This is a genomic window from Comamonas squillarum (genome assembly GCF_025309455.1).
In the GTDB taxonomy this organism is placed as follows: domain Bacteria; phylum Pseudomonadota; class Gammaproteobacteria; order Burkholderiales; family Burkholderiaceae_C; genus Comamonas; species Comamonas squillarum.
This window is the reverse complement of the sequence record NZ_CP104377.1, coordinates 4,759,180-4,777,509: the sequence shown is the minus strand read 5'-3', so window position 1 is coordinate 4,777,509 and position 18,330 is coordinate 4,759,180. Positions and strand designations below refer to the sequence as shown.

The 18,330-nt window shown below is 64.2% G+C and carries 20 protein-coding genes; 6 read left to right on the top strand and 14 right to left on the bottom strand.

Translation table 11 applies throughout. The annotated features are described in order from the left end of the window. Positions 1 to 73 precede the first annotated feature (73 nt). The 4 genes from lysS (at position 74) to N4T19_RS21735 (ending at position 3,751) form a co-directional block, all read left to right on the top strand. On the top strand, positions 74 to 1,615 hold the full coding sequence (gene lysS, locus N4T19_RS21750; protein ID WP_116924920.1) for a lysine--tRNA ligase: 1,542 nt from the start codon (positions 74 to 76) through the stop codon (positions 1,613 to 1,615). A gap of 106 nt (positions 1,616 to 1,721) precedes the next feature. Continuing rightward, on the top strand, positions 1,722 to 2,735 hold the full coding sequence (locus N4T19_RS21745) for a hypothetical protein (RefSeq protein WP_260718990.1): 1,014 nt from the start codon (positions 1,722 to 1,724) through the stop codon (positions 2,733 to 2,735). A gap of 90 nt (positions 2,736 to 2,825) precedes the next feature. After that, on the top strand, positions 2,826 to 3,449 hold the full coding sequence (locus N4T19_RS21740; RefSeq protein ID WP_116924760.1) for a mechanosensitive ion channel domain-containing protein: 624 nt from the start codon (positions 2,826 to 2,828) through the stop codon (positions 3,447 to 3,449). Positions 3,450 to 3,577: 128 nt separating this feature from the next. After that, positions 3,578 to 3,751, top strand: coding sequence for a DUF1328 domain-containing protein (locus tag N4T19_RS21735; protein ID WP_021026435.1), 174 nt, complete (start codon positions 3,578 to 3,580; stop codon positions 3,749 to 3,751). 92 nt (positions 3,752 to 3,843) lie between these two features. Here N4T19_RS21735 and N4T19_RS21730 read toward each other — a convergent pair whose 3' ends face one another. The 14 genes from N4T19_RS21730 to N4T19_RS21665 all read right to left on the bottom strand — a co-directional run bounded on the left by N4T19_RS21730 (position 3,844) and on the right by N4T19_RS21665 (position 16,422). Continuing rightward, positions 3,844 to 5,601 (bottom strand): ABC transporter ATP-binding protein/permease, encoded by a 1,758-nt coding sequence (locus N4T19_RS21730; RefSeq protein WP_260718989.1) that lies wholly within the window; start codon positions 5,599 to 5,601, stop codon positions 3,844 to 3,846. Between the two features lie 106 nt (positions 5,602 to 5,707). Beyond that, positions 5,708 to 6,829: a beta-N-acetylhexosaminidase gene (gene nagZ, locus N4T19_RS21725; protein WP_260718988.1), complete on the bottom strand. Its 1,122-nt coding sequence runs from the start codon at positions 6,827 to 6,829 to the stop codon at positions 5,708 to 5,710. 55 nt (positions 6,830 to 6,884) lie between these two features. Further along, entirely contained in the window at positions 6,885 to 7,277 is a 393-nt protein-coding gene (gene acpS, locus N4T19_RS21720; protein ID WP_116924757.1) for a holo-ACP synthase, read from the bottom strand. Between the two features lie 24 nt (positions 7,278 to 7,301). Continuing rightward, a complete protein-coding gene (locus tag N4T19_RS21715; protein WP_027010795.1) occupies positions 7,302 to 8,072 on the bottom strand; it encodes a pyridoxine 5'-phosphate synthase in 771 nt (256 codons plus the stop codon). Next, positions 8,069 to 8,830: a DNA repair protein RecO gene (gene recO, locus N4T19_RS21710; protein ID WP_116924755.1), complete on the bottom strand. Its 762-nt coding sequence runs from the start codon at positions 8,828 to 8,830 to the stop codon at positions 8,069 to 8,071. Before recO ends, N4T19_RS21715 begins: the two co-directional genes overlap by 4 nt. Positions 8,831 to 8,944: 114 nt before the next feature. Beyond that, entirely contained in the window at positions 8,945 to 9,928 is a 984-nt protein-coding gene (gene era, locus N4T19_RS21705) for a GTPase Era (protein ID WP_116924754.1), read from the bottom strand. 100 nt (positions 9,929 to 10,028) lie between these two features. Then, the gene (gene rnc / locus N4T19_RS21700; protein ID WP_116924753.1) at positions 10,029 to 10,712 is read right to left on the bottom strand and encodes a ribonuclease III; all 684 of its coding nucleotides are present in this window, start codon (positions 10,710 to 10,712) and stop codon (positions 10,029 to 10,031) included. Then, on the bottom strand, positions 10,713 to 11,081 hold the full coding sequence (locus N4T19_RS21695; protein WP_043339557.1) for a DUF4845 domain-containing protein: 369 nt from the start codon (positions 11,079 to 11,081) through the stop codon (positions 10,713 to 10,715). Between the two features lie 25 nt (positions 11,082 to 11,106). After that, positions 11,107 to 12,075 (bottom strand): signal peptidase I, encoded by a 969-nt coding sequence (gene lepB / locus N4T19_RS21690; protein ID WP_116924752.1) that lies wholly within the window; start codon positions 12,073 to 12,075, stop codon positions 11,107 to 11,109. Positions 12,076 to 12,101: 26 nt separating this feature from the next. Beyond that, entirely contained in the window at positions 12,102 to 13,910 is a 1,809-nt protein-coding gene (gene lepA, locus N4T19_RS21685) for a translation elongation factor 4 (RefSeq protein WP_021026425.1), read from the bottom strand. Positions 13,911 to 14,066: 156 nt separating this feature from the next. Then, positions 14,067 to 15,017 carry an MBL fold metallo-hydrolase gene (locus N4T19_RS21680; protein WP_260718987.1) on the bottom strand — a complete coding sequence of 317 codons (951 nt, stop codon included), beginning with the start codon at positions 15,015 to 15,017 and terminating at the stop codon, positions 14,067 to 14,069. A 66-nt stretch (positions 15,018 to 15,083) separates the two neighbouring features. Then, positions 15,084 to 15,377, bottom strand: coding sequence for a hypothetical protein (locus N4T19_RS21675; protein WP_260718986.1), 294 nt, complete (start codon positions 15,375 to 15,377; stop codon positions 15,084 to 15,086). Further along, positions 15,374 to 15,769: a nuclear transport factor 2 family protein gene (locus N4T19_RS21670; protein WP_116924918.1), complete on the bottom strand. Its 396-nt coding sequence runs from the start codon at positions 15,767 to 15,769 to the stop codon at positions 15,374 to 15,376. The genes N4T19_RS21675 and N4T19_RS21670 overlap by 4 nt, the downstream gene beginning before the upstream one ends. A gap of 17 nt (positions 15,770 to 15,786) precedes the next feature. Next, entirely contained in the window at positions 15,787 to 16,422 is a 636-nt protein-coding gene (locus N4T19_RS21665; RefSeq protein ID WP_116924750.1) for a DsbA family protein, read from the bottom strand. 81 nt (positions 16,423 to 16,503) lie between these two features. On the opposite strand from N4T19_RS21665, the gene N4T19_RS21660 reads away from it, so the two are divergent. Next, entirely contained in the window at positions 16,504 to 17,493 is a 990-nt protein-coding gene (locus N4T19_RS21660) for a LysR family transcriptional regulator (protein ID WP_260718985.1), read from the top strand. Between the two features lie 76 nt (positions 17,494 to 17,569). Then, the gene (locus N4T19_RS21655) at positions 17,570 to 18,178 is read left to right on the top strand and encodes a M17 family peptidase N-terminal domain-containing protein (protein WP_165841121.1); all 609 of its coding nucleotides are present in this window, start codon (positions 17,570 to 17,572) and stop codon (positions 18,176 to 18,178) included. The last annotated feature ends 152 nt before the right edge of the window (positions 18,179 to 18,330 follow it).

Genomic DNA, 18,330 nt, shown 5'->3' with positions numbered 1-18,330 from the left:
GCCGGCAAGGGGTGCGCTAAAAATCTTAAAATGACAGGTTTTGGCCGTTTACCAGCGCAATGCTGGCCTCTTCATGTCTGAAAACCACACCACTCCCGAGACCGCGCCGGTTGCGCACGACGAAAACCAACTGATTGCCGAGCGCCGTGAAAAACTCAAAGCCCTGCGCGAAGCACAGCGCCAAGGCAAAGGTGTGGCTTTCCCCAATGACTTCAAGCCCGCCGACCGCGCTGCCGACCTGATTGCGGCCCATGCCGAAAAAGACGCCGCTGACCTGGACGCGGCTGCGCTGACCGTCAGCGTCGGCGGCCGCATGATGCTCAAGCGCGTGATGGGCAAGGCCAGCTTTGCCACCGTGCAGGATGCCACCGGCCGCATCCAGCTCTACGTCACCCGCGATGCGGTGGGCGAAGAGCTGTACGCAGATTTCAAGAAGTGGGATCTGGGCGACATCATCGGTGCCGAAGGCCAGCTGATGAAGACCAAGACCGGCGAGCTGTCGATCAAGGTGACCCAGATCCGCATGCTCACCAAGAGCCTGCGCCCCATGCCCGACAAGTTCCACGGCATGGCCGATCTGGAGCAGAAGGTGCGCCAGCGCTATGTCGACCTGATGACCGACGAAGAGGCCCGCAAGCGCTTTGTGGCCCGCTCCAAGGCGGTCTCCGGCATCCGCGAGTTCATGGTCGAGCACGGCTTCCTCGAAGTGGAAACCCCCATGCTGCACCCCATCCCCGGTGGTGCCAATGCCAAGCCCTTCATCACCCACCACAATGCGCTGGACCAGGAGATGTACCTGCGCATTGCGCCTGAGCTCTACCTCAAGCGCCTGATCGTGGGCGGCTTCGAGCGCGTGTTCGAGATCAACCGCAACTTCCGCAACGAAGGGGTGTCGGTGCGCCACAACCCCGAGTTCACGATGATGGAGTTCTACGCGGCCTACTGGAACTACCGCGATCTGATGGACTACACCGAAGCGCTGATCCGCGACGCGGCGATGAAGGCCGTGGGCACCCTGGAGCTGACCTATGGCGGCAAGCCGGTGGACCTGAGCAAGCCTTTCGAGCGCCTGACGATTACCGAAGCCATCGTCAAGTACACCGATGCCGGCGAGAACGTGGGCAACCGCGAATGGCTCACCAATGCCTTGAAGAAGCTGGGCATGAAGGAGGAGAAAGACAAGCTGGCTGGCCGCACGCTGGCCAGCCTGCAGGTGCTGTACTTCGAGGAAGTGGTCGAGGACAAGCTCTGGAACCCCACCTTCATCATGGAGCACCCGACCGAGATCAGCCCGCTGGCCCGCGCCAACGATGACCGCCCCGAAGTGACGGAGCGCTTTGAGCTCTACATCACCGGACGCGAGTTCGGCAACGGCTTCTCGGAGCTCAACGACGCCGAAGACCAGGCCGCGCGATTCAACGCGCAGGTCGCTGCCAAGGATGGCGGCGATGACGAAGCCATGTATTACGACCACGACTTTGTGCGTGCGCTCGAGTACGGCATGCCGCCCACCGGCGGCTGCGGCATCGGTATCGACCGCTTCATGATGCTGCTGACCGACAGCGCCAGCATCCGCGACATCATCCTGTTCCCCGCGCTGCGCCGGGAGCAATAAGGCGCCCCGCAGGCCCCCGGCCTGCCAGCAGCGCCCAGCGGCACAGGTTCTGCCCAGAGCCTGTGCCGCTTTTTCATGGCCAGCCGCCGCCGATATACTGGCCTGCATGCAGATACCTCGCTACTGGGCGCAAGCGCGCCTGCGCCATGAAACCAGCGCCCGCCATGGCGCCACCGTCCAGCGCTGGGGCTGGTCCGACCAGAGCCCCGATGCCGCGCAAGCCCACGCGCAGCAGCGCGCCCAGGCCGCGCTCGACCAGGTGCTCAGCGCCCCGCAGGCGCGCAACCTCGATGCCCGCTTTCAGCGCATGGAGCGGCTCGGCGAATACGGACTGAACGACCAGACCCCCATCCGCGAAGAGATTCTGGGCCAGCGCGGCCGGGCGGTGATGACGCGCAACAGCTACGGCGCGCACTGCCTCAACACCCCCGATGTCGCCATTGCCGACATGGACTTCCCGCCGCAGCCAAAGCCCCCCAGCGCGGCACCACTGCTGATCGCGGCTTTCTTTGCGCTGGCGGCCTGCTTTGTCATCTTTGCGCAGGGCGGCGCGCTGCCCGCAATGGTGGTGCTGGCAGGCACGGTGGTGGTGATGGCGCTGTGGCTCCGGCGCTTGCTGAATGCGCGGCAGAAGCAGGCCGGCAGCGCCGATCCCCGGCAGCTGGCGCTGGAGCGGGTCACCGCCTTCAGCCAGCAGCACCCCGACTGGGGTCTGCGCGTCTACAGCACACCCAAGGGCCTGCGCATCATCGTCACCCATGAGGCCATGGCGCCCAGCGACAGCGCAGTGCAGGACCTGTTCTCTGCGTTGCAGGTCGATCCGATCTACCAGCGCCTGTGCCTGCAGCAGCAGTGCTTTCGTGCCCGCGTCACCGGCAAGCCCTGGCGCATGGGCATGTCCGGCCCCAGCCCGCAGGTGCGGCGCTGGCCGGTCGCGGCCAACCAGCTGGCAGCGCGCGCAGACTGGACGCATGTCTACGACAAGCAAGCGGCGCAGTACAGCGCCTGCCGCTTCGTTGCGCAGCTGGGCCAGGCCCGCATTGCGATGGATATCCAGGCGCTGGTCGATTGGCATGACGAGGCCTGCCGGGCCGAAGAAAGCCAGCTGCCGCTGGCCTGAACGCGGCCCCAACGCGGCCCCTCGTCGCCGATAATCGGCGCATCCACCACCACGGGCTGCTTTGCACCCGCTGCGCTCCCGACGCCTGCCATGAACCGACTCAAACTCCTGATCCCTGACTGGGCCACCGAATGGGTGGACATCATCGTGCCGGCGATGCAGATCACCTTGATCCTGCTGCTGGCCATCACGCTCAACTATGTCACCCGCAAGCTCATCACCCGCGTGGCCCAGCACTACCACTGGCCGCTGGAACTGGCCGTGCCGATCAAGGGCCTGGTGCGCTGGCTCATCATTGGCGGCACCTGCCTGTTGATTCTGGAGCGCCTGGGAGTGAGCGCCACCGTGCTGTGGACGGCGTTCTCGGGCTTTGCCGCCGTTGGCGCTGTGGCCTTCTTCGCCGCCTGGAGCGTGCTGTCCAACTTCTTCTGTGCGGTGCTGATCTTCACCGTGCGGCCCTACCGGCTGGGCGACTACATCGAGGTGCTCGATGGCCTGGACAAGCCCGGGGCCAAGGGCCGCGTGGTCGATATCAACATGCTCTACACCACCATCGAAGACTTCGCAGCCGACCGCAGCCAGAGCGTGGTGCTGCAGATTCCTAACACCCATATCTTCCAAAAGGTGGTGCGCCGCTGGACCGATGATCCGCCACCGCAGCAGCCCCCTGAAGCCAGCCCCGCTGTGCCAGCCGATAGGCCGGCCGCTCCCTGATACAGCCCCCGTGAGGCGCCCACCAAGCGCTGTCAGCGCCAGCCTACCGCTACTTACATCTTCGGCCCACGGCAGCTACCGGGCCCCCTGCTTAAGATGAACCATCACATGACAACAGGAGGTTTTCGATGCTTAAGTGGGCCATTATTTTTGCGGTGATCTCGTTGCTGGCCGGCGTTTTCGGCTTTACCGGTGTTGCCTCGGGCGCGGCGGGTATTGCGAAGATCCTGTTCTTCATCTTCATTGCCATCACGGTGATCTTCCTGGTGATTGCCCTGTTGGGTGTGGGCGCCGTCGCCTGACCTGTGCATTAACCACATGACACTGACAAATGCCTGCCTTGTGCAGGCATTTTTTTGGCCCATCGCAGCTGGAGAGCTGAAGGCGATCCAGGCTAGCGCGTGACGGAACCTGGCACTACCGCACGCTGCGCCGGATCGAGCTGCCAGCGCCCGCGATGGAAGGCCTGCACACTGTCGCGGTGGGCGACCGACACCAGCGATCCACCACGCTCACGTACCAGCTGCACCAGCTGCGCATAGACCTCGGCTTCGGTCGCCTGGTCCAGCGCGCTGGTGGCCTCATCAGCAAACACCCAGGCCGGGCGTTTGAGCAGCACCCGTGCAATCGCCAGGCGCTGCTGCTCGCCCCCGGAGAGCACGGCGTTCCAGGCGGCAACCTCATCGAGCCGCTCCATGAGCGGCGCCAACTGCGCTGCACGCAAGGCTGCCTGCAGCTGGCCATCGCCATAGTCGCTAGCAGGCTGCGGGTAGGCCAAGGCTTGGCGCAGGCTGCCATCGGGAAAATAAGGGCGCTGCGCGATGAACATGCTGTCCAGCGGCCGCTGCACCCGGCCGCGCGCAAACGGCCAGATGCCGGCCAGGCTGCGCAGCAGGGTCGACTTGCCGCTGCCCGAGCGGCCGCTGATCAGCACATCCTGGCCGGCGGCCAGTTGCAAGGCCGCATCCTCGATCACCACCCGGCCCCCCGGCAGCGCCACCTGCAGGCCCTGGGTTTGCAGATGGTCGGCCGCTTCCAGCGACGGGCCCTGGGCTTGGGCCTGGGCGCGCAGACCGGCCTCAAAGCTGGCCAGACGCCGCGTGGTAGCGCGCCAGGCGGCTATATCGCTGTAGTTGTTGACGATCCAGCTGAGCGAGTCCTGCACCTGGTTGAAGGCTGAGGCAATCTGCATCAGCTGGCCCAGCTGGATGGCGCCGCTGAAAAAGCGCGGCGCCGCAATGATGAAGGGAAACACCACGGCGGCCTGGCCAAAGAAATTGGTGAACCAGGCAAGCTTTTTTTGCTGCCGGATCAGCTGCAGGTAGTTGCCCAGCACATCGCCAAAGCGCAGGCGCAACTGCGCGCCCTCCACCCGCTCGCCCCCGTCCATCGCAATGGCCTCGGCATGCTCACGCACCCGGACCATGTGGTGGCGGTAGTCGGCCTCCAGGCGCTGCTGCGCGATATTGAGGCCCACCTGGGGCTTGCCCAGCCAAAGCGATAGGGCGCTGCCCACGAGGCAATACACGACGGCCATCCAGACCATAAAGCCGGGAATATGCAGGCTGCCGCCACCCAGCACAGCAGGCAGGCTGAGATCCATCGCCGCGCTCAGCCCCCAGAGGATGCCGACAAAGCTGACAAAGGTGACCAGGGCGTTCAACAGCCCCATGCTGAGCGCCACGGTATAACTGCTAAACAGGTTGATGTCTTCCTGGATGCGCTGGTCGGGGTTGTCCGGCATCTGCTCGCTGCTGCTGTAGCGGCCCAGCTCCATGCGGTAGAAGGCCTTGTGGGCCAGCCAGCGGCCTTGCAGGTGCTCGGTGAGCCAGCGCCGCCAGTGCCACTGCAGCAGCTGGGTGAGGTAGAACTTGTAGACCGCAATGACGATGTAGACCAGCGCCAACCACAAAAAGCGCCAGAGCTGGTGCCAGAACACATCGGCCTGCTTGTTTTGCAGCGCGTCGTAGAACACCCGGTTCCAGCTGTTGATCTGCACCAGCATGAACACCGCTGCCAGGTTGAGCGCGACGATGGCGGCCAGCAGGCCCCAGGCGCGGAGCTTTTCCTCGGAGACAAAATAGGGCCGCGTCAGCGTCAGGGCCTCGCGGCCGGCCAGCGCCACGCGGCGCAAGGGGTTGTGAAGGGGCATATGCTCTCAGCCATCTAGGGGATAAGAGCAATCTAGAGGACGGGGCTGAGGCGAGGCTTAAACCGCTGCCGCAGCCAGCAATGCGGGCGGCCCTCCCCGGGTGACCCTACCCGGGCAGCCCTCCCCGGGTGGCCCTACCCGGGCAGCCCAGCAGGTCCAGCGCGTCCTGGTAGGCGGGTTGGCGCATCAGCTCATCCCAGGGCTGGGGGACGGTCTCGGGCAGCAGCGCCAGGCGGCGCGATTCCGAATCCTCGTCGGGCTGCCAGCGGCCGCTGCGCAACGCGTCGTCCATGCCATCGAGCAGCTCATCGACATGGGCGCCCAGGCCCAGGCTCTGGTTGCACAGCAGCACCATGTCGCAGCCGGCGGACAAGGCGGCCAGCGCGGCCTCGGTGTAGCTGATCAAGCTCCCATTGATGCGGCGCGCGCCTTCCATGCTCAGGTCGTCGCTGAAGATCGCGCCGTCATAGCGCAGGCGCGTACGCAGCACATCCTTGAGCCATTTCTCGCTAAAGCCGGCCGGGCGCTTGTCCACCTTGGGGTAGATGACATGGGCGGGCATCACGGCCGTCAGCACGCTGCTCAGCCACGGGTAAGGCGCGGCATCCTCGGCCAGGATGGCAGTCAGGCTGCGCCCATCGACGGGAATATCCACATGCGAATCGGCTTTCACAAAGCCGTGGCCGGGGAAATGCTTGCCGCAGTTGCCCATGCCCGCCTGCAGCAGGCCATGCATGAGGCTCTTGGCCAGCATCGCCACCACGCGCGGGTCGCGGTGAAAGCTGCGGTCACCGATCACCGAGCTTTCGCCATAGTCCAGATCCAGCACCGGGGTAAAGCTGAAATCCACCGCGCAGGCGCGCAGCTCGGCACCCAGCACATAGCCCGCTGCAGTGGCGGCATTCATCGCGCGCATCGCGCCGCTGCCCATGCGGTGTTGGCGGCCCTGGCCGTCGTCCATCCACATCTGGCCAAAATGGCGCATCGATGGCAGGTGCGTGAAGCCATCGGTACGGAAGCGCTGCACGCGCCCGCCCTCATGGTCCACACAAATGAGCAAATCGGGCTTGATGGCCTTGATTTGCGCGCACAGCTGCACCAGCGCCGAGCGGCTCTCCCAGTTGCGGGCAAACAGGATGACGCCCCCCACCAGCGGGTGGGCCAGGCGGGCGCGGTCGGCATCGGTCAGGGCCTTGCCGGCGATATCAATGATCAGAGGAGCGTGCATGGGAGGGATGCGGACAATTCAAAAACGGGCCCTGGCAGGGCCCGGGGAGCGGGAATCAGAGCTTTTCGACGACGCAAAAGCTCGCGGCATAGTCGACCTCGTCGGTCACGGTGATATGGGCCGTCAGCCCTTGCGCCTCGAACCAGGCGGCCAGCTCGCCATGCAGCCGGATGCCCGGCTTGCCGCTGGGCAGGTTGATGACCTCGCAGTTGCGCCAGGTCATCGGCATGCGCATACCCAGGCCCACGGCCTTGCTGAAGGCCTCCTTGGCCGAAAAGCGGGTGGCCATGTAGCGCACGCCCCGGTCAGGCCAGCGCTCGCTGCGGCGGCGCCAGACGGCCAGCTCGCCCTCGGCCAGCACCTTGTGGGCAAAGCGCTCGCCCTGGCGCTCCAACGTAGCGCGGATGCGGCGGATATCGCAGATGTCGGTGCCAATACCGTAGATCATGCTGTCACAGACCTGGGCGTGCGGTTACAGCAGCACGCCATCGGCGCGGGCATCGAGCGAGCGGCGGTAGGCACGCACGGCTTCGGCGTAGCCCATCTCCAGCGCATCGGTGACAAAGGCGTGGCCAATCGACACTTCCAGCACCTGGGGCACATGGGTCACAAAGGGGGTGAGGTTGCGCAGGCTCAGGTCATGGCCGGCATTGACGCCCAGGCCCACAGCCTGCGCCGCCTTGGCCGCGGCCACGTAGCGCGCCAATTGCACACTTTGCTCCGGCGTGCCAAAGGCGGCCGCATAGGGCTCGGTGTAGAGCTCGACCCGGTCGGCGCCCACCGCCTTGGCAGCGGCCATCTGCTCGGGGATCGGGTCCATGAACAGGCTCACGCGCACACCCAGTGCCTTGCACTCGTCCACCAGCGGCTTGAGGCGCTCGGCGTCTTGCGGAAAGTTCCAGCCATGGTCGCTGGTGAACTGGTCCTCGCCATCGGGCACAAAGGTGGCCTGGTGCGGGCGGTACTGGCGCACGTAGGTCATCAGATTTTGGAAAGGATTGCCTTCGATGTTGTACTCGCGCTTGACCGGCCAGGTGGCGATCACATCGGCCAGCCGCTCCACATCGCCCGGGCGGATATGGCGCTCGTCCGGCCGCGGGTGCACGGTGATCCCCTGCGCGCCCGCTTCCAGGCACAGACGTGCCGCACGCGTCACGCTGGGGATGTCCAGGTGGCGGGTGTTACGCACCAGTGCCACCTTGTTGAGGTTGATAGACAGGGCAGTTTTCACGGGGGTAGTCATAGTGATTGGATATCCATCATCAACTGGCGCGTACGCAATACCGGCTGACCACAATGGTGTTGCAGCAGCGTACGCAACTGAACTTTTAACTCTGCGGCGCACAACACGCAAGCCCTGAGCACTGCGGGATAGGGGTTTGCAGCGGACAGCGCTTGCTCCAAGCCCTCCCATTGTGCACCGCTGAGCCCCGCCCTGTCCTGCCCATGGGCCTCGCGCAGGCCGGCGTCGGGCACCAGCACATAGCGGGTGGCGGGCTGGAGCGGCTGCAGCGACAGGGTTTGCGCCGCCAGCGATGGCAGTAGCCCCAGCTCGCGCAGCAGCAGCAGCTCAAAGGCGCGCAGCACGGGCTCGAGCACCTCGCCATGGTCGGTGGCCAGCACCCGCACCACACCGGCATAGATGTCGAACAGGTTGGCAAACGGGTCTTCGCGCGCCAGCAGCCGCATCAGCAGCTCATTGAGGTACAGGCCCGAGAGCAGGCCCGCGCCCACCGGCATCGTGTGGCCGCCTACCCACTCGGCGCTTTTGAGCGTATGGATGTCCGAGGCCCCCTCGCCCGCGATGCCCCAGGACAGGCGCAGCGGCTGCAAGGCCAGCAGCACCGGCCTAAAGTTGGACGTGGGTTTTTTAACGCCCTTGGCGACCAGGGCTACGCGTCCCCGGTGCCGGGTAAAGCATTCCAGCACCAGGCTGGATTCACTCCAGTCATACCGGTGCAGGATGTAGGCCGGTTCTTCATTGACGCGCTTGACAGCCATGGCTCAGGGGGTGCAGTACGTGACCCCGTTGGGGCCAGAGAAGAGATCGGGTATCACGCACTGGGCGCCGACCGGGCACAGCAGGCGGTGCGCCGGTATGCGCCAGGCTTGCGCTTATTCGTAGCCGAAGGACTTGACCCGGGCCTCGTCATCGGCCCAGCCGGACTTGACCTTGACCCAGACTTCCAGGAACACCTTGGCGCCCAGCAGCTTTTCGAGCTCCTGGCGTGCCTCGGTGCTGATGCGCTTGAGCTTCTCGCCCTTCTCGCCAATCACCATGGCCTTGTGGCCATCACGTTCGACAACGATGGTCGCTGCAATGCGCATGAAGCGGCCATGCGTCTTGCTGGGCTCCTCGTCGAACTTGTCGATGACAACGGTCGAGGTGTAGGGCAGCTCATCACCGGTGAAGCGAAAGAGCTTCTCGCGCACGGTCTCGGACGCCAGGAACTTCTCGCTGCGGTCGGTCAGCTCTTCAGGACCGTAGAACCAGGCCTGCTCGGGCAGGTACTTTTCGCAGATGCCGAACAGGCGCTCGATATCGCCCTTGTTCTTGGCCGACATCGGCACGAATTCGGCAAAGGGGTGGCGCTCCTGCATGTCGCGCAGCCAGGGCGCAATCTCGTGGCGGCGGTGCACGGTGTCGAGCTTGTTGGCGATCAGCAAGGTGGGAATGCCGGGCTTGAACAGCGACAGCACCTTGGCGTCGGCCAAGGTGAAGCTGCCCGCCTCCACGACAAACAGGATCAGGTCCACATCGCCGATGGCGCCCATCACCGTCTTGTTGAGCGACTTGTTCAAGGCGCGCGAGTGGCGGGTCTGAAAGCCCGGCGTATCGACAAACACGAACTGGGTGTTGTCCTTTGTGCGGATACCGGTGATGCGGTGGCGTGTGGTCTGCGCCTTGCGCGAGGTGATCGAGATCTTCTGGCCGACCAGGGCATTCATCAACGTGGACTTGCCCACATTGGGCTTGCCGACGATGGCAATCAGACCGCAGCGCTGCGGGCCGGTGGGCGCGGCAGGCGCCTCGGCCTGGTCGGCATCGGGGGCGCTGACGCGTGCCACAGTCGCGCCGGGCTTGGCGGCCGCGAGCATCGCATCCAGGTCAGAGAGGGTCTGGCCCGAAGGCAACAGCTCTGCAGGGTCTTGGCCAGCAGCGCTTGGAGATAGGGGTTTTTTCGAGGTCATAAAAAGCTTAGCGATGCTGGGTCTGCAGTTGTTGCAACATGATGGCGGCTGCCGCCTGCTCGGCCGCACGGCGCGATGCGCCAGCGCCTTCGCTGCGGGCCTGAAAGGCCGGCACCACACAGTCGACATGGAAGGTCTGCGCATGCGCAGCCCCGGTTGTGCCGGTCACCACATACTCCGGCACCGATTTCTTGCGTGCCTGCAGCCACTCCTGCAGCGCCGTCTTGGCATCCTTGGATGCGGCGGGCATGTGCTGCGAGATTTCGACACGCTCATAGAGATGATGCACGATCGCCTCGGCCCGCGTGTAGCCGGCATCCAAGTAAACCGCTCCAATAATCGCCTCGACCGCATCGGCGAGTATCGAGGGGCGCTCACGCCCCCCCGATTTAGACTCCCCTTCGCCCAGGCGCAGCACCTTGGCCAGCTGCAGACGCAGCGCAATCTGGTGCAAGGTGTCTTGCTTGACCAGGTTGGCGCGCATGCGCGAGAGCTCGCCCTCCGGGGTGCCCTTGAGCTTCTGGAACAGCATCGTCGATACCGCCAGGCCCAGCACCGAGTCGCCCAGAAACTCCAGGCGCTCATTGTGATCCGCACAAAAACTACGGTGCGTTACCGCTCGCTGCAGCAACGCACCGTTCGCAAAAGAATACTGCAGGCGTTCCTGCAATCGACTGAGTTCTGATTCCACCTACTTCACACTATCGTTAAAACGGAAGACCAGAAAGGCTGGCCCGTACAAGGGGATGTCCCGCTCGTAGCTGTAGGACACCACAATCTTGCCGTCCGTGTCTTTGGTCACTTCCAAATCCTTGGCATTGACCGAGGTCATGTCATCAATCGCCTGCGAGCGCTCATAGATGGCGCGCACTTCCTGCACCGTCGTGCCCTGGCGGGCAGCCTTGACGGCGGCCTTCTTGATGTTCATGTTCTCGATCACGATCGGGACTGCCTTGCTGCCCACAATGGCCAGGGCCACGATGATGAAACCCCAGAGCACCACACCGATGAACGACATGCCGCGCTGGCGCTGCCGGGGTGCTTGTTTCATAGCCTGCATAGTCAATCCCTCTTAGAAAACTTTTTTAGTTAAACGGTCCGATACGCTTGATGTTACCGAAATTCATCCAGACAAAGAAGGCCCGGCCGACAATATTGGCATCCGGCACAAAGCCCCAGTAACGGGAATCCAACGAGTTGTCGCGGTTGTCACCCATCATGAAGTAATGGCCTTCGGGCACCTTGCAGGTCACGCCCTCGACGCTGTAGCGGCAGTTGTCCTTGTACTTGAAATCCGTCACGCCCTGCACGAAGTTGGGCACGTCCGGGTTGATGATGGAGCGGTGCGGCTTGTCGCCCAGCTGCTCTTCAATCTGCTTGAAGTAGCGCATCGCATCCTGCTCGAAGTAATCGGGCTGGTTGGTCGTCGGCACCGCCTTGCCATTGATGGTCAGGCGCTTGTTGATGTAGGACACCTCGTCACCGGGCACACCCACCACACGCTTGATGTAGTCCATGCTCGGCTGCGGGGGGTAGCGGAACACCATCACATCGCCGCGCTTGGGCGCCGTGCCTTCGGTGATCTTCTTGTTGATCACCGGCAGGCGCACCCCATAGGTGAACTTGTTGACCAGGATGAGGTCGCCCACCTGCAAGGTGGGAATCATCGAGCCCGACGGAATCTTGAAGGGCTCAAACAGGAAAGAGCGCAGGATGAAGACCACCGCGATCACCGGAAAGAGGCCCGCGGTCCAATCCAGCCACCAGGGCTGCATCAACAGGCGCGCCTTGCCTTCTTGCACATCGTCGCCGTCAACCTTGTCGATGCCCTGGGCATCGAGCTGGCGGCGCCGCTCGGCCGCCGAGACCTCGAGCTGGGCAGCGGCCGCCTGGCGCCGGGGGAAGAAGTAAAAGCGCTCTGCCAGCCAGTAGGCGCCGGTGATCACCGTGGCCAAAAACAGCAGCAGTGCAAAATTGCCTTCAATGGCGCCGCTGTACCAGGCGCCCATATAGGCCACAAAAGCGGCCAGAATCAGTGTTGTCAGGAGTTGCATAGCGTTGTTCTTGGCTTCTTCTCTTCTTAATCGTCCACTTGCAAAATCGCCAGGAACGCCTCTTGGGGCACTTCCACCGAGCCGATCTGCTTCATGCGCTTCTTGCCGGCCTTCTGCTTTTCCAGCAGCTTGCGCTTACGCGTGATGTCGCCACCATAGCACTTGGCCAGCACGTTCTTGCGCATGGCCTTGACCGTTTCGCGGGCGATGATGTTGGCACCAATCGCCGCCTGGATCGCCACGTCGAACATCTGGCGGCTGATGATTTCGCGCATCTTGGCCACCACGGCGCGGCCACGGTAGACCGACTGCGAGCGGTGCACGATGATGGACAGCGCGTCCACCTTCTCGCCGTTGAGCAGAATGTCGACCTTGACCACGTCGGAGGCCCGGTATTCCTTGAACTCGTAGTCCATCGAGGCATAGCCACGCGAGACCGATTTGAGCTTGTCAAAGAAGTCCAGCACGATCTCGCCCAGTGGCATCTCATAGGTCAGCATCACCTGGCGGCCGTGGTAGGCCATGTCCATCTGCACACCACGCTTCTGGTTGGCCAGGGTCATCACCGGGCCGACATAGTCCTGGGGCATGTAGAGATGCACGGTCACGATGGGTTCGCGCACCTCTTCGAGACGGCCGGCATCTGGCATCTTCGAGGGGTTTTCCACATCGACGAGTTCGCCATCGGCCTTGAGCACCTGGTAGACCACGCTGGGCGCGGTGGTGATCAGGTCCTGGTCGAACTCGCGCTCGAGACGCTCCTGCACGATTTCCATGTGCAGCAGGCCCAGGAAGCCGCAGCGAAAGCCAAAGCCCAGCGCCTGCGAGACTTCGGGCTCGTAGTGCAGCGCCGCATCATTGAGCTGGAGTTTTTCCAGCGCATCACGCAGCTGGTCGTACTCGGACGCTTCGGTCGGGTACAGGCCGGCAAACACCTGGGACTTGACTTCCTTGAAGCCCGGCAGCGGCGCGCTGGCCGGGCCCAGGTTGTTGGGCAGCTTCTTTTCCAGGGTGATGGTGTCGCCCACCTTGGCGGCCTTCAACTCCTTGATGCCGGCAATGATGTAACCCACCTCGCCGGCCCTGAGCACATCGCGCGACTCGTTGGCGGGCGTGAACACGCCCAGGCTGTTGGCCTCATAGGCCGCGCCGGTGGCCATCATCTTGAAACGCTCATTCTTCTTGAGCTGGCCGTCGACCACGCGCACCAGCATCACGACGCCCACATAGGGGTCAAACCAGCTGTCCACGATCATCGCGCGCAGGGGTGCCTCGGGCTCGCCCTTGGGTGGCGGCACCTTGGCCACCACGGCTTCCAGAATTTCTTCAATGCCCATGCCGGTCTTGGCCGAGCAGGGAATCGCATCGCTCGCATCAATGCCGATCACATCCTCGATCTCGGCCTTGGCATTGTCCGGGTCTGCATTGGGCAGATCCATCTTGTTGAGCACGGCAAACACTTCCACGCCCAGGTCCAGCGCGGTGTAGCAGTTGGCCACTGTCTGCGCTTCGACGCCTTGGGAGGCATCGACCACCAGCAGCGCGCCTTCGCAGGCCGACAACGAGCGCGAGACTTCATAGGAGAAGTCCACGTGGCCGGGGGTATCGATCAGGTTGAGGTTATAGACTTTGCCGTCCTTGGCCTTGTACTGCAAGGCCGCCGTCTGCGCCTTGATCGTGATGCCGCGCTCTTTCTCGATGTCCATCGAGTCCAGCACCTGTGCCTCCATGTCGCGCTCAGCCAGGCCTCCGCAATACTGGATCAGGCGGTCCGCCAAGGTCGACTTGCCATGGTCAATATGGGCAATGATGGAAAAATTACGAATGTGCTGCATTAACAAACAACGGAAAAAGGCCTGGAATCTGGCGCGCACGCCAAAGGGGCTGGAGATTCCAGCCAAAACACGCATTGTAGGCAAAAAGCAATGCACCCCGGCGGGGATGGCTCGATCCCGCCAGGGTGCCACTCGATGCGACCTATTCCGCCTTCATCAGTGCCACTGCATCTCGCCCTTGGCCACCTTGGCGCTCAGCGCCAGGCTTTCGAGGCCGCCCAGGTTGGGGAAGCGCTGCTTCATCGCCGCTTCCAGCGCCGCGCCATCCTTGGCCTTGGCCGTTTCTTCGTCAAAGGCGCGGATGTAGTCAGCGGTGAAGTCCAGCGCCGCCGTGCCAGCGGGCATCACGCCGGCAAAGTGGCCGGGGATCACGACCTCCGGGTTCAATGCCTTGATGCGCGCCAGCATCGCCAGCCAGTCGCTGTGCGACTGCGGCGTCTGGGTATCGGCCATCCAGACATGCTCACCGGCCAGCACCGGGATGCCACCGGCCACGGTCTTGATCGACGGAATCCACACCACGGTGCGGTCCGGTGTCGGGCCATCGAGGCCGATCAGCTGCAAGGCCTGGCCATCCACCTGCAGGCTGTCGCCTTGCAGCGGCTGGGGCACCACCAGCTGCTTGGGCGCGTTCTCACCCAGCTGCGGCCCCCAGACCTTGAGCTTGGCGTCCTTGGTGGCCTCGATATGGGCAATGGTCTGCGGTGTGGCCACAATCCTGGCCTCGGGGAACGCGGCCTGCAGGGTGTCCAGACCAAAGTAGAAGTCCGGGTCGCCATGGCTGATATAGATGGTTGTCAGGCGCTTGCCGGTGGCCTTGATCTTGTCGGCCAGCTTGCGCGCCTGCTCGGCCGAGAACTGCGCATCGATCAGCAGCACCTCGCTCTTGCCCTGCACCAGCACCGAGGACACGGCAAAGATCGCCTGCTCGCCCGGGTTGAAGACCTCGGTGGTCAGCGCAACTTGCTGGGTGTCGGCCGGCGCGGGGGCTGCCGGCGCACTGGCGGCTGGCGCAGCAGGCGCCGATGCCGTGCTGCTGCGCTCACAGCCGGCCAACAGGGCAGCGGCCAGTGCGCAGGCCGACAGCGTGTAGTAGCGTTGTTTCATGGTCGTGTTTGCTTTCAAAAGAGAAGTGAAAAAAGGTGGGCGCAGGCGAGGCTGCACCCCAGGGATTCAGACATCGGCAGCGATGCGCTCTGCAATAGCTTGCGCAATCGCCGCCTGCAGTTTTTCCAGCTCCCGGGCCAGACTCTCGCGCTGGCGAAAGCGCTTTCCCGCGCGCTCATACCAGTTCTCGGCGTCTTCCAGATCGCCTTCTTGCAAATGCACGATGCCATGCAGCCAGGCGGCCATGAGGCCGGAGTAGCGCTGCACACCATCGTGGGCGGCATGCCAGTCGCCCGCTTGCAACCGGGCCGCCAGCACTTGCAGCTGGCGCAGTTCGTCGGCGCTGTACATGGCCGTCATGGCTGCATGGCTTGCAGCATGGGGGCGCTGTCCACCACCTGCTCCATGCGGATGATCTGGCCATCGCGCAGCTGGTACAGGTGCGAAAAGCTCGCCACCATGGCCTTGCCGCTGGCGCGGTGCGTGCCGGTGTAGCGGCCAAAAGCGGCGACCCGGTCGCCATCGGCCAGGTAGGTATGCACCTGAGCGCTGAACACCGCCCAGTCGCTGCCAATCCGCGCAAATACGCCCTCCACGATCTGCGCCGCGCCAACATACTGGCCCGCATAGGGCGAGCCTGCAGCCTCGATCCACAGCACCTCGGGCGCGAGCGCGGCCATCAAATGGCGGGCGTTGTCCTCGGGGCTGCCTTCATAGGTGGCAGCAATGGTGTCCAGGTTGCTGGTGGTCATACAGTCTCCGTACAGGTTCAGGCGGCCAGCCATTGCGCCACAAAGGCTTCGGGGTTGGAAAAAGCGGTGCTTGCGTTGAGCAGCTGGCGCTGGCCATCGCGCTCCAGCACAAAGCTGGGCACGCCTTGGGCGCCCAGCTCGCGCATCAGCTGCCGGGCCTGCGCCACGCGTGCGCTGTTGGCTTGCAGCAAAGCGGCATCGGGCTGCGCCAGCCGGGCGGCCGCGTCATCCAGGCCCAGGCCGCGCAGCAACTCCAGCAACACGGCGATGGCGGTGTTGTCCAGCCCATCGACATAGCGCGCATGCTGGATCGCCTTGAGCGCCTCGGCCTCGCGCTGCGGCGCGGTCAGGTGCACGGCAGTGAGCGCCACCGTGGCCGGGCCACTGTCAAACATCTGCTGGGGCTTGTCCAGCACCTCGCTGCGGTAGCGCTGGCTAAAGGGCTGGCCGGTCAGGCGCTCGATACGCTGGTCATTGCTCCAGGCGTAGGCCGCAAAGGCCTCATCCATGGGGCGGGCACCTTCGCCCGAGAAAAGGCCGCTGGGCAGCAGCTGCAGCTGCTCGCCACTGCGCTGCACCAGGGTTTCCAGCAGCGGGCCCGCGCCATAGCACCAGCCGCACAGGGGGTCAAAAAGGTAGTACAGACGTTTCATATCTATTCCATATCGGATGCAATGCCGCCATAGTAGGTGGTTTGGATTGACAAATAAATAGATATCAAATAGATAATTCGTATGCAAAAAGCAAACAATGTGAACGATACCAGCCTTGGCCACTTCTCCAACCTCAAGCGCCTGGCCTATTTCAGTGCGGTGGTCGAGACCGGCAGCTTCACGGCCGCCGCCGAGCGCCTGGGCATCACCAAGGCCGTGGTCAGCCAGCAGGTGGCCCGGCTGGAGGCGGACTTCCGCACCAGTCTGCTCACCCGCAGCACGCGCAAGGTGGCCCCCACCGATGCGGGCCAGGCCTTCTACCAGCGCTGCGCACTGATCCTCAAGGAAGCCGCAGACGCCTTTGATGAACTGTCACAGTCGGCCCAGGCACCCTCGGGCACCTTGCGGCTGACAGCACCGCTCGACTACGGCATCGCGGCCATCGTGCCGGCGATCACCGCGTTCTGCCGCCGCTACTCGCAGTGCAAGGTCGATGCGTCGCTCAGCGACCAGTCGCTGGACCTGATGGACGGCCAGGTGGAGCTGGCCATCCGCGTGGGCTGGCTCACCGAGCTGCATCTGCAGGCGCGCCAGATCGGCAGCTTTCGCCAGCTGCTGGTGGCCGCACCTGCCTGGCGCAGCCAGCTGTCCGGCATCCAGGAGCCCCAGCAGTTGCGCGCCCTGCCCTTTGTTGCCAACACGGCGCTGCGCGAACCGCTGCACTGGAGCTTTTCGCGCAGCGCGCTGGAGCGCCAGAATGTCAATATGCCCTCGGTGCTGTCGCTCAACGCCACGATGGCCGTGCGCGAGGCAGTGCGCCACGGCGCGGGCCTGTCGGTGCTGCCCGACTATGCGGTGGCGGACGACCTGCACAGCGGCCGGCTGCTGCAGGTGCTGCCCGACTGGAAGCTGCCCTCGGGCGGCATCCATGCGGTGTTCCCTGCCGCGCGCTTTCGCCCAGTCAAGGTGCGTGCCTTTGTCGAACTGCTGCAAGAGCAGCTGGCGCAGCAAGAGACCCATGACGAAGGCCCCCACACTCCGAAAAATGGGCCGTCCGCTGCACCCCATTGAGGAGCTGGGTACGATCGATCGATCACGCCTGCGGCACCGGGCCGCAGTGCAACCCCGCTTGACAGGAGACCCCAGCATGGCAGCAGCAGTAGAACGTGGCGAGATCGGCCAGTACCGTGGCGTAAAGATAGAACTTGTCACGGTGGACGCCACCGGGGCGCAGGTCGACCTCTCCTGCGCCTGCATGTTCACGCATGAAGTGGACCACCAGCCCCTGGCAGGCGGCCTGGCCAACCTCGATGCCGCCCTGGGCGGCCAGCTGGCCCAGGCCCGGCGCGATGGCGCCTTCCGCGCCCAGCCGCTCGAGACGCTGCTCATCACCCCGCCTGCGGGCGCCGCGCAAGCCGCTGCCATCTTGGTCATCGGCATGGGCCACCCCGAAGACTGGAGCCCGGCGACCAGCGCAGCGGCCGTGGCCTGCGCACTGCGCGTCGGCCAGTTGCGCAATGCCCGCAGCATTGCGATCGCGCCCAGCATTCTGGACACCGGCATCCACTCCGATGAAGACGTCAACGGCCCCATGCTGCATGGCTTCAAGACCCAGCTCGATGCGCTGCACCAGCTGCACAGCCTGGGGCTGGCGCCCGCGCCTGCGATCGGGCACTGGGTGTTTGACACCGGTGCCGCCCACTACCCGCACAAGCTGCAGCAGTACCAGCAAGCGTTTGCATCCATGATGGGCTGAGGGTCTGCCAAACCGCAGCCTTGACCGCTGCGGCATGCGGCCTACAATGGGCCGCTTCTTTACCTGTGCGAGGTCTTCTACCCATGCGCCATTGATGCTGCCGTCTTGTTGACGGCCCCACGTCCCGCCCCTTGATGGCAGCGGCTGCCCTG